This is a genomic window from Sphingobium sp. BHU LFT2, assembly GCF_018604485.1.
Classification (GTDB): Bacteria; Pseudomonadota; Alphaproteobacteria; order Sphingomonadales; family Sphingomonadaceae; genus Sphingobium; species Sphingobium yanoikuyae_A.
Window position 1 is genome coordinate 408,627 of sequence record NZ_JAFCGW010000004.1, and the last position, 14,022, is coordinate 422,648.

Genomic DNA, 14,022 nt, shown 5'->3' on the forward strand with positions numbered 1-14,022 from the left:
GACATCCCCAAAAGGACGTCCGTTAGAATCGGAAACGGCCCCGAATGGGGCCGTCCCTTATTAGCAGGCTTACTTGCGCAGGCCCAGCTTGGTGATGAGGTCGGTGTAGCGAGCCGCATCCTTCTTCTTCAGATAGTCCAGCAGCGAACGACGCTTGTTGACCAGCATCAGCAGGCCGCGACGGCTGTGGTTATCCTTGTGGTGACCCTTGAAATGCTCGGTCAGGTTCGAGATGCGCTCCGACAGGATCGCAACCTGGACTTCCGGCGAACCGGTGTCGCCTTCGACGCGGGCATGTTCCTTGATCAGCGCTTCCTTGCGCTCTGCAGTGATCGACATCGGGCTTCCTTTCGTATCTAGAGATTGAAGCCGCGCACCACCCGGATCTCCGGGCCACTGGACTCCACCAGCGCGACGGGCGTATCGCCCAACATCGCCAGCAGGAGACCGGTGTGCGGTTTCCCCATGAGCATCTTCCCCTGTCGGAGTGCCAATGCTTCATCGGGAGAGACTGCAAGAGCCGGGATATCGTCCAGCCCTGCCGTCAACGGGAGCATAAGCTCGCCGATGTCGCCGCCCCTAGCAGCTTCGTCCAGTTTGTCCAGCGAAATCGCGGTTTCCAGGGCGAAGGGCCCTGCCTTGATCCGGCGCAACATGGTGACATGGCCAACCGTGCCGAGCGCCAGCGCGATGTCGCGGGCGAGGGAGCGGATATAGGTGCCCTTGGAGACATGGGCGGTGAGGGTGACGGCGGTGAGTGCGCCCTCCTCCGTTCGGTTCGAGCCTGTCGAGAACCCTTGCGCATCGTTCTCGACAGGCTCGAACCGAACGGGGGTCAGCGCATGAATCGTCACCGATCGCATCTTCATCTCCACCTGCTCCCCCTTGCGGGCGAGGTCATAGGCACGCTGGCCGTCGATCAGGATCGCGCTATAGGCGGGCGGCGCCTGTTCGATCGGTCCGGTGAAGCGCGGCAGCACCGCCTCCAACTGGGCCAGCGTCGGGCGCACATCGCTTTCCGCAATCACCTTCCCCTCCAGGTCGAGCGTATCGGTCTGCGCGCCGAAGGCAATGGTGAAGTCATAAATCTTGTCGCTGTCGAGCATCCGGCCGGCGAGCTTGGTCGCCTCGCCGATCGCGATCGGCAGCACCCCGGTCGCCAGCGGATCGAGCGTGCCGCCATGGCCGACCTTCCATTTCTCCGTGCCGCCCAGAACCTCGCGTTGGGTCCGCAGCGCGCGCTTCACCGCGCTGACCGCCTGGGTCGAGCCAAGGCCATGGGGTTTGTCGAGGATGATCCAGCCGTGCATGGCGGCGCGCTCTATAGCGCCTACCCTGCCCTGTCAGCCCTTATCGCATCCTTCCGTCCGTTCGTTTCGAGCCTGTCGAAAACCGGAGGCCAATGGAAGGAAGGATGAAACGCCTCGCCGATCAGCCATTTCCCCCTGCCCCGCGCCGCGCTATTCCGGCGCCATGACGATCAAGCTCATCTGCCTCGATGCCGACGACACGCTGTGGCACAATATGCGTCATTTCAACGCGACCCAAGACGCGCTGACCGACATGTTGCAGCCCTTTGCCGATGTCGATGTGACGCGCGAACGGCTGATCCCCTGCGAGATCCGCAACCTGCCGCTCTATGGCTATGGCGCCAAGGGCTTTACCCTGTCGATGATCGAGGCGGCGGTGGAGCTGGCCGGCGATCAACTGTCGACCGCAATGATCCAGGACATATTGGCGGCGGGCCGCGCGCTGCTGGCCCATCCGGTCGAGCTGTTCGACGGGGTGGAAGAGACGCTGGAGCGACTGGCGGACATCGGCCCGCTGGTGCTGGTGACCAAGGGCGACCTGCTGCACCAGGAAAGCAAGCTGGCGGCGTCGGGCCTGGGCGACCTGTTTTCCGGGATCGAGATCGTCAGCGACAAGAAGGTCGATACTTTCCGCACCCTGTTCGCCCGCCATGGCATCGCCCCCGAACAGGCGGTGATGGCCGGCGATTCGATGCGGTCGGACATATTGCCGGCGCTGGAGGCCGGGGCGTGGGCGGCGTTCATCCCGCAGGAGGGCGCCTGGTCGCATGAGCGGGCGCAGCCGCCGATCGGCGCGGCGCGCTATACCCAGCTCGAACGGCTGGGCGAATTGCCCGACTGGATTGCCGGCATCAACTGAAGCTCAGGCGGCGCGCGCGGCCCATTCGTCGGCGAGGATCGAATAGATCACCGTGTCGCGGACATGGCCGGTCCAGGTGATGCGCTGCTTGCGCAGCACCCCCTCGCGCACGGCGCCCAGCTTCTCCACCGCCCTTTGCGAGCGGATGTTGCGCGCGTCGATGCAGAACTGGACGCGGGTGAAGCCGCAGGCAAAGGCGCGGGCCAGCAGCAGCGGCTTGATGCGGCCATTCAGCCCGGTGCCGCGCACCGACGGCGTCATATAGGTGCCACCCAGTTCCAGACCATTATGCGCGGCATCGACATTGAGATAGCCCGACATGCCGACCGGCTGACCATCGGCCAGGATCAGGAATGTGTGGCGATTGGGCGTCGCCAGGATCGCGTCGAAGGTCGGGTCGAAATCCGCGCCGGCGAGATGGTTGGGATAAATCTCCCACACCGGATCATCAACCGGGCAGATGGCGCGCAAGGCTTCGCGATGATGGTCGGCCAGTTGCTCCAGATAGAGGCCGGGCGCGTCGATCGGCGCCAGCAGATCGTCCATCCGGCTCATCCGCGCATCTGCTCGACAAAATGGCGACGGCACAGCGCCACATAACGGTCATTGCCGCCAATCTCGGTCTGGGCGCCCTGGCGGATCGCGCGTCCCGACGCATCGACACGCAGGTTCATCGTCGCCTTGCGGCCGCAATCGCACACCGTCTTGATCTCGGTCAGCGCGTCGGCGAGGCCGAGCAAATGGGCACTGCCCTCGAACAATTCCCCCTGGAAATCGGTGCGCAGGCCGTAGCAGAGAACGGGAATGCCCAGGCTGTCGCTGACCGCGGCGAGTTGCCAGACCTGATCGCGGGTCAGGAACTGGGCCTCGTCCACCAGCACGCAGGACAGTGGCGTCGCGTCATGCTGGGCAGCGATGGCGGCAAGCATGTCGACGCCCGGCTCGAACAATTGCGCCTGCGCCTCTAGCCCGATGCGTGAGGCGATCCGGCCATGGCCGAAGCGATCGTCGACCGCCGCGGTCCACAGCATCGTCGCCATGCCGCGTTCCTGATAGTTGAAGCTCGACTGCAGCAGGGTCGTCGATTTGCCCGCATTCATCGAGCTATAATAGAAATAGAGCTTCGCCATGGCCGCGCTTTAGCGCAGCGTCGGCGCAACGCCAGCCAGGAAACGCACCAGCGCATCGGCGAGCGCGATCCGCTTGTCGGAAAAGCTGTGATCGGTCGGCCAGACCATCAGGCGGGTGTTGGGATTGGCCGACTGGGCGTCCGCCCCGACCTTGCGCGCCATCGCGCCGATGCCGCGTTCCGCACCGATGATGGTCAGCGGCCGGCGGCCATAGCCGACCAGCTTGCGGCCAAGGTCGAACTTCTGGCCGTCGTCCTTGATCTCGGCGGTCAGGCTTTCATAGCTGGCGCCCGACAGCGGCGGCAGGTCGCCCGCCACCTCCGCCTTCCAACCCGCCTCGCCCTGTGGCGTCGCCAGCGACGCGACGGTCTGGGCCGGATCCCAGGGATCGATCAGGAACAGCCCGGCGACGCGCGGTTCTGCGGCCGCCGCCTCCGCCGCCATGAAGCCGCCCATGCTGTGGCCGGCGACCACGATCGCGCTCGTGTCGATGCGATATTTGGCGACGGTCGAGGCTTCCTCCAGGAACAGCAGCGCATTGAACGCATCCTCTGCCGCGTTGGCGAAGGAGAAGATGCCGGGGCTGCCCCATGATCCGCGATAATGGAGGGTCAGGACATTCCAGCCGGCGCGACGCGCGGCCTGGGCCAGATCCAGATTCTGCTCATTGCCCGGAAAGCCGTGGAGCAGCAGCAGGGTCGGATGCACGCCGCTGCCCGCCGCGACATACATGACCGCATTCATCGCCCCCTCGCCCGAGGGAATGACGAACGCATCCATCCGCGCCGGGTTGGCGGCGTCGGGCGCGGGATCGGTGGTGACGGCAGGATGGATGGCGGGTTCACGGGCGATGGCGGGCGTAGCCGCGCAGGACAGAAGCGCACAGGACAACCAGAAAGCCCGCATGAAATTCCCCGTTCTTGAATTCTTATGCCAAAGTAATGACGGCAACGGGCGGGGAATCCCCTGCCCGTTTTTCGATCCGCTGGTCGAATGTCACAAAGGCATCCGCGTCGCCAGCCATGGACAGATGCATCATGTCGGCAAAGTCTGCGCCGGCAGCGAAGCGATCCAGCACCCAATCCATATTGGCAGGCAATCCGATCGCTTCGGGCAGGTCGATGACGTCCCGGAATGCGGCTTCGATCCGTTCGCGCGGCCAACTATAGCCGGCACGCAATACCCATTCGGTTTCGACTGCGACGGTCGGAAGCAACACGAATCCCAGGCTGATCCGGTCCGCCGCCACAGCCGCCTGCGCAAGGTCGTCTCCGGTCAGGAACCGCACCAGCACATTCGTGTCGATGGCTGCGGCCATCAATCCTGCCGGTCTCGAAACATCTGCGCGATCGCCTCGTCCATCTCCTCGATCGAAACCGGCGGGCCTTGATGCTGGTAGCGCGCCCTGATCCCGGCCATGATCTCGTCAAAGCTGCGGCCGGACTTCTTGTACTGCGGCTTCAACAATATGCCGCCGCCCATCGGCACGACATCCAGCACCTGCCCCGGCGCAAGGCCCAGCTGGTCACGGACATCCTTGGGGATGACGACCTGGCCTTTGGCCGACAGGGTGGTCTTGGCGTTCATGGCGGTAAGATGCGTCTTACCGCGTCATGAGTCAATCTTCGCTGTGATCCTGCTCCAGGTCGCGGGCGACCTTGGGATCGCGGAGCAGCTTGTCGATATGGCTGCCCTCGTCGAAGCTCTCGTCCGACAGGAATTTGAGCTTCGCTGCATATTTGAGGCGGATGCGGTGCGCGACTTCGCGCTGGAGATAGGCGGTGTTGGTGCGCAGCGCCTTGAGCACCGCTTCCTCATCCTTGCCGAGCAGCGACTTGATGAAGACGGTGGCGTGGCGCAGGTCGGGCGACATGCGCACTTCGGTGACGCTGACCACATGCTGGCTCAGCACATCGTCATGCACGTCACCGCGCTGGAGAATGTCGGAAAGGACATGGCGCACCTGTTCGCCGACGCGCAGCAGGCGGACAGAGGGGCCTTCGGATTGTTGTTGAGCCATAGTCAGACCTTAAAAAACATATCGTCGAGCGAAACATTCAACTCCATGGCCAGCTTGCGCCAGAGTTCCACATTCGCGCTTCTCTTATTGCGTTCTACATTACTGAGATGGGCATGTGTCGAGCCCACCCGTTCCGCCAAAACTTTCAGCGTTAAGCCCCGATGTTTTCGCCATGCGCGTAAAGGGCTTTCCCCGGCCATCATTCCATCGACCACTTTCGCGGGAAGATATTCCTCGCCCTCATCGCGGCGCGCCTCAGCCTCTGCAGCTGCTACCGTGTCAGCCTTATCCTCCGCGATCTCGATAAGCCGTTGATAATCCTCAATCGGCAGCATCGCGATCTTCTGGCCCGCGATCTCGACAATTTGAACGGTCATGGGTTCACCTCATAAGCCGATCCGCGCGGCGCTATATCGTCAATCCACAGAATATCCTGATCGAGACGGAAAATCACGCGCCAGTCCTGAACCCGCAACCGATATTCAGGACGCCCCTGCAGGCGTTTGACATTGGCATCAAGCGATGCGGGATCGCTCGCCAACTCGTCAATCTTCTGCCGAATAAGCATTCGCTTGTTCGATCGCAGCAGCGCTCTCATCGCCGTCTTCGAGAAGCGGATATCCACATCCGCAAATTATAGGCACGACAAAGGCCGGTCAAGAAATTTAGCTCACGGCTAAATTCCTCGACCGGCCTTCTGTAACTCACAGCGTGCGTGCGCGCTCTTCGACTTCGAACAGTTCGAGCGTGTCGCCCGGCTTGATGTCGTTGGTGTCCTGCAGGACCGCACCGCACTCCATGCCGGCGCGGACTTCGGACACATCATCCTTGAAGCGACGCAGCGACGCGATGTTGGTGCGCGACACGATGACATCGTCGCGGGTAAGGCGCGCGGCCAGACCCTTGCGGATGATGCCGTCGAGGACGAGCAGACCAGCCGCCTTGTCCTTCTTGCCGGCCGGGAAGACCTGCAGCACCTCGGCGCGGCCGACGATCGTCTCGATCCGTTCGGGGGCGAGCTGGCCAGCCATTTCGCCGCGAACTTCCTCAAGCAGGTCGTAGATCACGTCATAGTAGCGCAGGCTGATCTTCTCGCGCTCGGCGAGCTGACGGGCCTTGGCATTGGGACGCACGTTGAAGCCGATCAGCGGCGCGCGGCTGGCAGCGGCCAGCGTGACGTCGCTTTCGGTGATCGCGCCGACGCCCGAATGCAGAATGCGAACCTTGATCTCGTCGGTCGAGATGCGGTTGAGCGAGGACACGATCGCTTCGACCGAACCCTGCACGTCGCCCTTCACCACCACCGGATATTCGATGACCTTGGTGTTCAGCGCCGAGAACATATGCTCGAAGCTGGTCGGAGCAGCCGTGGTGCGCTTCTTGGTCGCCTGTTCCTGACGATAGGCGGCGACTTCGCGGGCACGGGCTTCATTCTCGACGACGGTGAGCTGGTCACCGGCCATCGGCACGCCCGACAGACCCAGAACCTCGACCGGGGTCGAGGGACCGGCGACCTTAACCTGCTGGCCCTTGTCGTTGATCATCGCGCGAACCTTGCCGCTTTCCGAGCCGATGACGAAGGTGTCACCGATCTTCAGCGTGCCCTTGCGGACCAGCACGGTCGCAACCGCACCACGGCCCTTGTCGAGCTGTGCCTCGATCACATTGCCTTCGGCGTCGCGATCGGGGTTGGCGGTCAGTTCCATGACCTCTGCCTGGAGCAGGATCTTGGTGATCAGTTCGTCGAGGCCGGTCTTCTTGAGCGCCGACACTTCCACGTCCTGGACGTCACCGCCCATGTCCTCGACCACGATTTCCTCGCTCAGCAGGCGCTCGCGCACCTTCTGCGGGTTGGCGTCGGGCTTGTCGCACTTGTTGATCGCGACGATCATCGGCACGCCAGCAGCCTTGGTGTGGTTGATGGCTTCGATCGTCTGCGGCATCAGGCCGTCATCGGCCGCCACCACGAGGATGACGATGTCGGTGACGTTGGCGCCACGGGCACGCATTTCCGAGAAAGCTTCGTGACCCGGCGTGTCGAGGAAGGTGATGAGATCACCGCTCTTCGTCTTCACCTGATAGGCGCCGATATGCTGGGTGATGCCGCCGCTTTCGCCGGCCACCACGTCGGTGCCGCGCAGCGCGTCGAGCAGCGAGGTCTTGCCATGGTCGACATGGCCCATGATGGTCACGACCGGGGCACGGGGCTTGAGCGTTTCGGGTGCGTCAGCCTCGCCTTCCATGCCGATTTCAACGTCGGCATCCGACACGCGCTGGATGCGGTGGCCGAATTCCTCGACCAACAGCTCCGCCGTATCCTGATCGATCGGCTGGTTGAGCGTGACGGCGGTGCCCATCTTGAACAGGGCCTTGACCAGGTCCGCGCCCTTTTCGGCCATACGGTTGGCCAGTTCCTGCACGGTGATGCTTTCGGGCACCACGACGTCGCGGCTCTGCTTCTCGCGCGGCTGGCTGCCGCCCGAATAATGGGCACGACGTTCCTTCTCGCGGGCGCGCTTGAGCGCGGCGAGGCTGCGGGCACGGGCGCTGTCGTCGTCCGCAAGCGCGCGGGTGACGGTCAGCTTGCCGGACTGGCGGCGATTGTCATCGTTACGCTTGGCACGATCCGGCTTCGCCGGTTCGGGGCGCTTGACCGGCGCGACCGGGGTGAAGCGGCGCGGCGGCGGCATGGTCGAGCTGGTGGTCGCCGGTGCGGCGGGCGCGGCCGGGGCGGCAGCGGCAGGCTCGGCTGCAGCAGCCGGCGCGGCCGGGGCCTCGACCGGCGCAGCCGGCTTGGCGGCTTCGGCAACCTTGGCCTGCTCGGCGGCTTCGGCAGCCTTGGCGGCCTCGACCTCGGCATTTTCGGCAGCCTGGCGATTTTCCTCGGCGCGGCGCTTTTCTTCCTCGCTGGCGGCAAGGCGCGCGGCATCCTCACGGCGGCGCGCATCTTCCAGCGCGGCCATGCGGGCTTCCTCGGCCTCGCGCAGCAGCTTGGCCTGCAGTTCCTGACGCGACATCAGGCTCTGCGGCGGCGCCTGACGCACCGGGGCGGGCTGCGGCGCGCGCTGCTGCGGCGCAGGCGCGGCGGGACGGGGTGCGGCCGGCGCTGCGGGCGCGGCCGGCGTCGGATCAGCCTGGGGCGCAGCAGCGGGCGCAGCGCCGGTGCTTTCACCCGGCTTGCCCATGGGGACGCGGCGCCGCTTCACCTCAACCACGACCGTGTTCTTGCGGCCATGGCTGAACTGCTGCTGCACCTGACCGGACTCGACCGTGCGCTTGATCCCCAGCGGCTTGCGGCCCAGAACCGGCTTGTCTTCGTTGCTGTCACTCATCGACTATGTTTAACCCTTCACATCATCATCAGCCGGCGCAGCCGCCGACGCATCATTCCATGCAGCCTCATGCGCCTGCGCATCGGCGGAGTCCTGCTCCCCATGCACCGGCGCCCCGGTAGCGCATCCCAGATAGCTTTCCAAGCGGCCCAGAGCCGCACGCAGGCGCACTGTCGCCCGCGAGTCGGTCACCGCGATATGGACGACATTGTCGCGCCCCATTGCCATAGATAGGGCGTGCCGGTCCACAGGCAAGACGATGCCCGCAAGATCCGTGCCTTCCGCTTCCTGTCCCACGCGCAAGGCCTGGTCCAGTTTTCGATTGCCGTCCGTGCCCGCATCGGCGGCATGGAGCAGCATTTTCACCATGCCCTTGCGGCATGCGACGTCGATCTTTTCCGATCCGGTCAGCAGCATGGAGGCGCGAGCCTCCAGCCCCAGGCGGCTGAGCAGATCCTGCCGCAGCCCGGCCTCTACCAGATCGGGAAGATTGTCGGGAATTTCAAGAGCGCCTTCCTTGAAGGCGCGGGCGAGCACACCCTTGAGCTTGCCCTTGGCCAGCGCCGTTTCCAGTTCAGCCCGTGACACACCGATCCAGGCGCCCCGGCCCGGCGCCTTGGCGCGGACGTCAGGGAGCACCTGTCCTTCAGGCCCGATGGCCAGGCGAATCAGCGTTTCGGGATCGGCGCGGTCGCCGCTCAATATGCATTTGCGTTCGGTCATGCGCGCCCCTCCGCCAAAACGGACAAAAGGGCAAGACCAACGCTGTCGAGTAGGCTTATTCTCTCATCGGGGAGTGTCCGCAGCATTGGCGTCCTCCCTGGCTGGAGAAATTGCGCGGTCGGCGATCAACTGACCGCCGGCCGCATAATTTTCGGTCGAGACTTCCGAGATCACGATCTGGACGGCAGCCGCCGGCTTTCCCAGCCGCTCCACGAGCGACTGGGTGACGTCAGCAACGATCGCGGCTTTCTGCTCGCGAGTCGCGCTACCGGCCAGGCGGATGTCGACGAAAGGCATCTTGGCTTACGCTTCCTCACCTTCGAACCAGTGGGCGCGGGCGGCCATGATGATCTCATTGCCCTGCTCGTCGGTCAGGCCATAGGCAGCCAGGATGCCGCCCTTGTCCTCATTGCCGCTGTCCGACTTGCGACGACGCTGGTCGACGCGCTTCTTCTGCACCAGTTCATCGGTGGCCAGATCGGCGAGGTCGTCGAGCGTCTTGACGCCAGCCTTGCCGAGCGTGACCAGCATCGCTTCGGTGAGGTGCGGCATGTCGGCCAGCGCGTCCTCGACGCCCAGTGCCTGACGCTCTTCACGGGCGGCCTGTTCGCGACGGTCGAGCGCTTCCTGCGCGCGGCTCTGCAGCTCGGCAGCCAGATCCTCGTCGAAGCCTTCGATCCCGGCCAGTTCCTCGACGCTGACATAGGCGACTTCTTCCAGCTCGCCAAAGCCTTCGGCGACCAGCAGCTGCGACAGCGTCTCGTCCACGTCCAGCTCGTTCTGGAACATTTCCGAACGGCTGACGAATTCCTTCTGGCGCTTCTCGCTGGCGTCGGCCTCGGTCATGATGTCGATCGCCTTGCCGGTCAGCTGGCTAGCGAGGCGGACATTCTGGCCGCGGCGACCGATGGCGAGCGACAGCTGATCGTCGGGGACGACGACTTCGATGCGCTCTTCTTCCTCGTCGATGACGACGCGGGCGACCTGGGCCGGCTGCAGCGCGTTGACGACGAAGGTGGCGGTATCTTCCGACCAGGGGATGATGTCGATCTTCTCGCCCTGCATTTCCTGCACGACGGCCTGGACGCGGCTACCCTTCATGCCGACGCAGGCGCCGACCGGATCGATGCTGCTGTCACGGCTGATGACGCCGATCTTGGCGCGCGAGCCCGGATCGCGGGCGGCGGCCATGATGGTGATGACGCCATCATAGATTTCGGGCACTTCCTGCGCGAACAGCTTCTTCATGAATTCGGGGTGCGCGCGGCTGAGGAAGATCTGCGGGCCACGATTTTCGCGACGCACGTTCAGCACGACCGAACGGATGCGGTCGCCGACGCGAACCACTTCGCGCGGGATCTGCTGGTCGCGGCGGATCACGCCTTCGGCGCGGCCCAGATTGACGACGACATGACCGAACTCGACCGACTTGACGACGCCGGTGATGATTTCACCCACGCGGTCCTTGAACTCGTCGAACTGACGTTCACGCTCGGCGTCGCGGACCTTCTGGAAGATCACCTGCTTGGCCGACTGGGCGTCGATACGACCCAGGTCGATCGCGGGCAGCGGATCGACGATGAAGTCGCCGACCACGGCGTCCTTCTTCAGCTTGGCGGCCTGCTTGAGGTCGACCTGCTTGAAATAATCCTCGACCACCTCGACGACTTCGACGACGCGCCACAAGCGCAGGTCGCCGCTGTCCGGGTCCAGCTTGGCACGGATGTCATTCTCGGCGCCGTAACGGGCACGGGCGGCGCGCTGGATCGCATCTTCCATCGCCTCGATGACGATCGCCTTGTCGATCATCTTCTCGCTGGCGACGCTGTTGGCGATCGCGATCAGCTCGGCCTTATTGGCGGAAATGGCGTTGGCCATGACGATAAAACCCTTATTCCTCGGTTTCGAACTCGTCCGCCCCATCGGAAGAGAGCGGCATGGTAGCAGAAATCAGTGCATCGGTCAGCATCAGCTTGGCATCGCCGACCAGCGCGAACGGGATGGTGACATCGCCGGCCTTGGCATCCTGGAACAGGATATCCTCACCCTCGACGCCCTTGAGGATGCCACGGAAGCTCTTGCGCCCCTCGACCACTTCGGTCGCGGCGATCTTCGCCTCATGGCCCGCCCATTCGAGAAAATCATGCAGACGGGTCAGCGGCCGGTCGATGCCAGGCGAACTGACTTCCAGACGATAGGCTTCCTCGATCGGGTCGACTTCATCCATCACGTCGGACAGGCGGCGCGAGATGGCGGCGCAATCCTCGATGACCAACTGCTTGGTCTTCGGGTCTTCGGCCATGATCTGCAGCGTATATTCGTCGCCCGATCCGAACAGCTTGATGCGCACGAGGTCGAACCCCAGGGCCTTTACCTCGGGCTCGATCAATGCGGTCAGTTCGGCGATGTCCGCCATGGATACTCCAGAAATCAGATAGGCCAGAAATATATAGCTGCTTGTTGCCGCCGCAGGCTTGGTGCCTGCGACCCTGACATGTGTGACGATGTAAGGAAGCAATATCCATATAGGCAGGTTGCCAATGACCTGCAACATGTTTCGTAAAATGCGCTATTTCAGGGGTCTGCGCGGCCCGTCCAGTCGCGCCACATCCACGCCAGCAGATAGGGCCGGGCCAGCGCCCGGTCCAGCGCATAGGGAATCCAGCCGGGACCGAACGGCACATAGAGGCGCACCGGCACCCCCTGCCCCCGCGCCACCGCCCGGCAACGACGGCCCGGCAGGCCCCGCAACTGCTCCAGGCTGCACGGCGTGCCGGCGTTGCGCAGCAGGGCCAGCGCCCGGTCGGCCAGCGCGGGGCGATGGGTGGCGATCGCGACCGGTGCCGCGCGGCCGGCCAGCGCTTCGACCAGCGTCAGATAAGCGGCATCGGGATCGACGGCATCGCCCGCCGGGTCGGGCCATTCACCGCGCACGACGCGGACCGGCGCGCTGCTGTCGCGCAGCCGGGCCGCATCGGCCACGCTGCGCTGCCAGCGGGCGGGCAGGACGATGCCGGTATCGGGAAAGTCGGGCAGAAGCCGTTCGACCGCCGCCAGCGTCTCGTCCGCATCCTGCGGGCCATGGGCGTCGAACACCAGCGACAGGCCGGACTGGCGCGCAATCTGCGCCAGTTCGCGCAGGCTGACCGGATCGAAACGCAGGGGCGGCGCCTTGACCGACAGGCTGAGGTCCAGGCCGCGCGCGCGCTGTGCCACCCGCGCATAGGCGGCCATGATCGACGAGGGATCACCCCCCGCCCCTTCGAAATAACCGATCGTGGTGGCGGCGCCGGCGCGGGCCTGTTGCCGGGCGATCGCCACGGCATGGGGGGCATCGGGCGCCGGGATGACCCGCCCCAGCGCGCCGGGCAGGGCATAACGCGTGTCCCGCAACAGGCGCCAGGCCGCCCCGCCCCTCACCGCCGCAACAGCCGTTGCCGCGACCAGACAATAGCGTCCGCCGCAAAGGCCGCCGCCCCGCGCAGATTATAGGGATAGGTGCGCAACTGGACGCAGTCATGCTCCGTCTGGGTCCAGAGCTTGCGAATCCAGGGTTCGGCGACGCCGAGAAATTCGAAACTGTGCAGCCGCGCCTGCGCCGCCCAGCCGATGGCATGGAGCATCAGCAGCCCGCCGGGCGAACAGGCGTTGAAGGCCGCGTCATGACCGATCTTGAACAGCCAGTAGCGGCCGTTCCACAGCACCGCCATCTGCATCGCAATGGCGCGGCCATCGATCCGCAGGAAGGAGATGCGCAGATCGCCGCGCTGCGCCACCGCGCGGAAGAAAGCGCGGAAGATTGCCGCCTGGCGCGGGTCAGTGGCGATGGCGGTGCCCGCCTCGCTCTTCCAGCCCAGCGCCTCGACCGCGACAGCCTCGTCGAACAAGGCATCGAAATTATCGGCGTCCGGCGCCAGCGTCTCGCATTGGAGCAGGCCACACCCTTCCGCCTTGCGCCGGGCGCGACGGAAGTCGGAGCGGCGGCCGGCGTTGAAGCGACTTTCCGGGTCGCGCCAGCCCTCGTCCAGCGCGATATGGGGACAGGCCATGGCCGGCCGCACGACCAGCCGCCCACGCCGCCGCACCGCCCGCGCCAGTGCGGGGATCAGGGTCGACCCGGCGGAGATGCGATCGAGCAGCAGCGGATGGGGCAGGCGCGCGATCGCGCCGGCCAGCGCATCGGCCGCCGCCGTCCCGTTGCACAGCATGTCGCCCGGCTCATAGGTTTCGCGCGCGCCGATCATCCGCCAGCGGGCCAGTGCGCCACCATCGCGGCACAGCGGCAGCAGCGCGACCAGATCGGCGCCCGCCCAGACCGTCATGATGCGGCTCGGCCCGGCAGCAATCAGGTCGTTCAGCGTGGCGGCGAACAGGCGGGTCTGGGTCGGCCAGTCGGCGCGGGCCTCCAGCCTTTCCCAGGCGCGGGCAAGCGCGGTCGAATCCAGCGCGTCGGCAAGGCATAGCGGCTCGACGCGCAAGGCGCCTGCCTGCGCGCACGCAGCATCGAAATCCGATACGCCGTGCAGCACCATATTCCCCCTCTTGCCGCCCCGGTCTCTAGCGGCAGAAGCTTAAGAAATCGGCTGATCGCCGATGAGGCTTGCATCCATGCCCGCATCCGGTGGAGGATGCGGGCATGGAACCCCCG

At 65.0% G+C, this 14,022-nt stretch carries 18 protein-coding genes; 1 reads left to right on the forward strand and 17 read right to left on the reverse strand.

The genetic code is table 11. The annotated features are described in order from the left end of the window. Positions 1 to 69 precede the first annotated feature (69 nt). Both rpsO and truB read right to left on the reverse strand, forming a co-directional pair. Positions 70 to 339 (reverse strand): 30S ribosomal protein S15, encoded by a 270-nt coding sequence (gene rpsO, locus JQK15_RS11350; RefSeq protein ID WP_010337408.1) that lies wholly within the window; start codon positions 337 to 339, stop codon positions 70 to 72. Positions 340 to 356: 17 nt separating this feature from the next. Then, positions 357 to 1,310, reverse strand: a complete 954-nt coding sequence (truB, locus tag JQK15_RS11355) for a tRNA pseudouridine(55) synthase TruB (RefSeq protein WP_214865548.1) — start codon at positions 1,308 to 1,310, stop codon at positions 357 to 359. Between the two features lie 163 nt (positions 1,311 to 1,473). Here truB and JQK15_RS11360 point away from each other — a divergent pair, with 163 nt between their 5' ends. Beyond that, complete coding sequence (locus tag JQK15_RS11360) at positions 1,474 to 2,169, forward strand: HAD family hydrolase (protein WP_214865550.1); 696 nt, start codon at positions 1,474 to 1,476, stop codon at positions 2,167 to 2,169. Between the two features lie 3 nt (positions 2,170 to 2,172). On the opposite strand, the gene JQK15_RS11365 is transcribed toward JQK15_RS11360, so the two are convergent. From JQK15_RS11365 to JQK15_RS11435, 15 genes are all read right to left on the reverse strand, one after another. Further along, on the reverse strand, positions 2,173 to 2,715 hold the full coding sequence (locus JQK15_RS11365; protein ID WP_214865553.1) for a GNAT family N-acetyltransferase: 543 nt from the start codon (positions 2,713 to 2,715) through the stop codon (positions 2,173 to 2,175). 5 nt (positions 2,716 to 2,720) lie between these two features. Next, the gene (locus JQK15_RS11370) at positions 2,721 to 3,299 is read right to left on the reverse strand and encodes a thymidine kinase (RefSeq protein ID WP_214865555.1); all 579 of its coding nucleotides are present in this window, start codon (positions 3,297 to 3,299) and stop codon (positions 2,721 to 2,723) included. 9 nt (positions 3,300 to 3,308) lie between these two features. Next, complete coding sequence (locus JQK15_RS11375) at positions 3,309 to 4,205, reverse strand: alpha/beta hydrolase family protein (RefSeq protein ID WP_214865556.1); 897 nt, start codon at positions 4,203 to 4,205, stop codon at positions 3,309 to 3,311. A gap of 22 nt (positions 4,206 to 4,227) precedes the next feature. Then, entirely contained in the window at positions 4,228 to 4,617 is a 390-nt protein-coding gene (locus JQK15_RS11380) for a type II toxin-antitoxin system VapC family toxin (RefSeq protein WP_010337412.1), read from the reverse strand. After that, positions 4,617 to 4,886 carry an AbrB/MazE/SpoVT family DNA-binding domain-containing protein gene (locus JQK15_RS11385; RefSeq protein WP_069336747.1) on the reverse strand — a complete coding sequence of 90 codons (270 nt, stop codon included), beginning with the start codon at positions 4,884 to 4,886 and terminating at the stop codon, positions 4,617 to 4,619. Before JQK15_RS11385 ends, JQK15_RS11380 begins: the two co-directional genes overlap by 1 nt. 31 nt (positions 4,887 to 4,917) lie before the next feature. Beyond that, positions 4,918 to 5,319: a 30S ribosome-binding factor RbfA gene (rbfA, locus tag JQK15_RS11390; protein ID WP_214865559.1), complete on the reverse strand. Its 402-nt coding sequence runs from the start codon at positions 5,317 to 5,319 to the stop codon at positions 4,918 to 4,920. Positions 5,320 to 5,321: 2 nt separating this feature from the next. After that, on the reverse strand, positions 5,322 to 5,696 hold the full coding sequence (locus JQK15_RS11395; RefSeq protein ID WP_214865561.1) for a helix-turn-helix domain-containing protein: 375 nt from the start codon (positions 5,694 to 5,696) through the stop codon (positions 5,322 to 5,324). Further along, on the reverse strand, positions 5,693 to 5,917 hold the full coding sequence (locus JQK15_RS11400) for a type II toxin-antitoxin system RelE family toxin (protein ID WP_234831506.1): 225 nt from the start codon (positions 5,915 to 5,917) through the stop codon (positions 5,693 to 5,695). The genes JQK15_RS11395 and JQK15_RS11400 overlap by 4 nt, the downstream gene beginning before the upstream one ends. 106 nt (positions 5,918 to 6,023) lie before the next feature. Further along, positions 6,024 to 8,651 carry a translation initiation factor IF-2 gene (gene infB / locus JQK15_RS11405; protein ID WP_125985155.1) on the reverse strand — a complete coding sequence of 876 codons (2,628 nt, stop codon included), beginning with the start codon at positions 8,649 to 8,651 and terminating at the stop codon, positions 6,024 to 6,026. A gap of 9 nt (positions 8,652 to 8,660) precedes the next feature. Next, a complete protein-coding gene (locus JQK15_RS11410) occupies positions 8,661 to 9,374 on the reverse strand; it encodes a DUF448 domain-containing protein (RefSeq protein WP_214865563.1) in 714 nt (237 codons plus the stop codon). Between the two features lie 63 nt (positions 9,375 to 9,437). Beyond that, positions 9,438 to 9,671 carry a tautomerase family protein gene (locus tag JQK15_RS11415; RefSeq protein WP_069336750.1) on the reverse strand — a complete coding sequence of 78 codons (234 nt, stop codon included), beginning with the start codon at positions 9,669 to 9,671 and terminating at the stop codon, positions 9,438 to 9,440. A 6-nt stretch (positions 9,672 to 9,677) separates the two neighbouring features. Continuing rightward, positions 9,678 to 11,252 (reverse strand): transcription termination factor NusA, encoded by a 1,575-nt coding sequence (gene nusA, locus JQK15_RS11420; RefSeq protein WP_048937887.1) that lies wholly within the window; start codon positions 11,250 to 11,252, stop codon positions 9,678 to 9,680. Between the two features lie 13 nt (positions 11,253 to 11,265). Further along, the gene (rimP, locus tag JQK15_RS11425) at positions 11,266 to 11,790 is read right to left on the reverse strand and encodes a ribosome maturation protein RimP (RefSeq protein WP_017499896.1); all 525 of its coding nucleotides are present in this window, start codon (positions 11,788 to 11,790) and stop codon (positions 11,266 to 11,268) included. 158 nt (positions 11,791 to 11,948) lie between these two features. Beyond that, positions 11,949 to 12,767: a proline dehydrogenase family protein gene (locus JQK15_RS11430; RefSeq protein WP_251007697.1), complete on the reverse strand. Its 819-nt coding sequence runs from the start codon at positions 12,765 to 12,767 to the stop codon at positions 11,949 to 11,951. Positions 12,768 to 12,790: 23 nt separating this feature from the next. After that, positions 12,791 to 13,906 carry a GNAT family N-acetyltransferase gene (locus tag JQK15_RS11435; protein WP_214865567.1) on the reverse strand — a complete coding sequence of 372 codons (1,116 nt, stop codon included), beginning with the start codon at positions 13,904 to 13,906 and terminating at the stop codon, positions 12,791 to 12,793. Positions 13,907 to 14,022 lie beyond the last annotated feature (116 nt).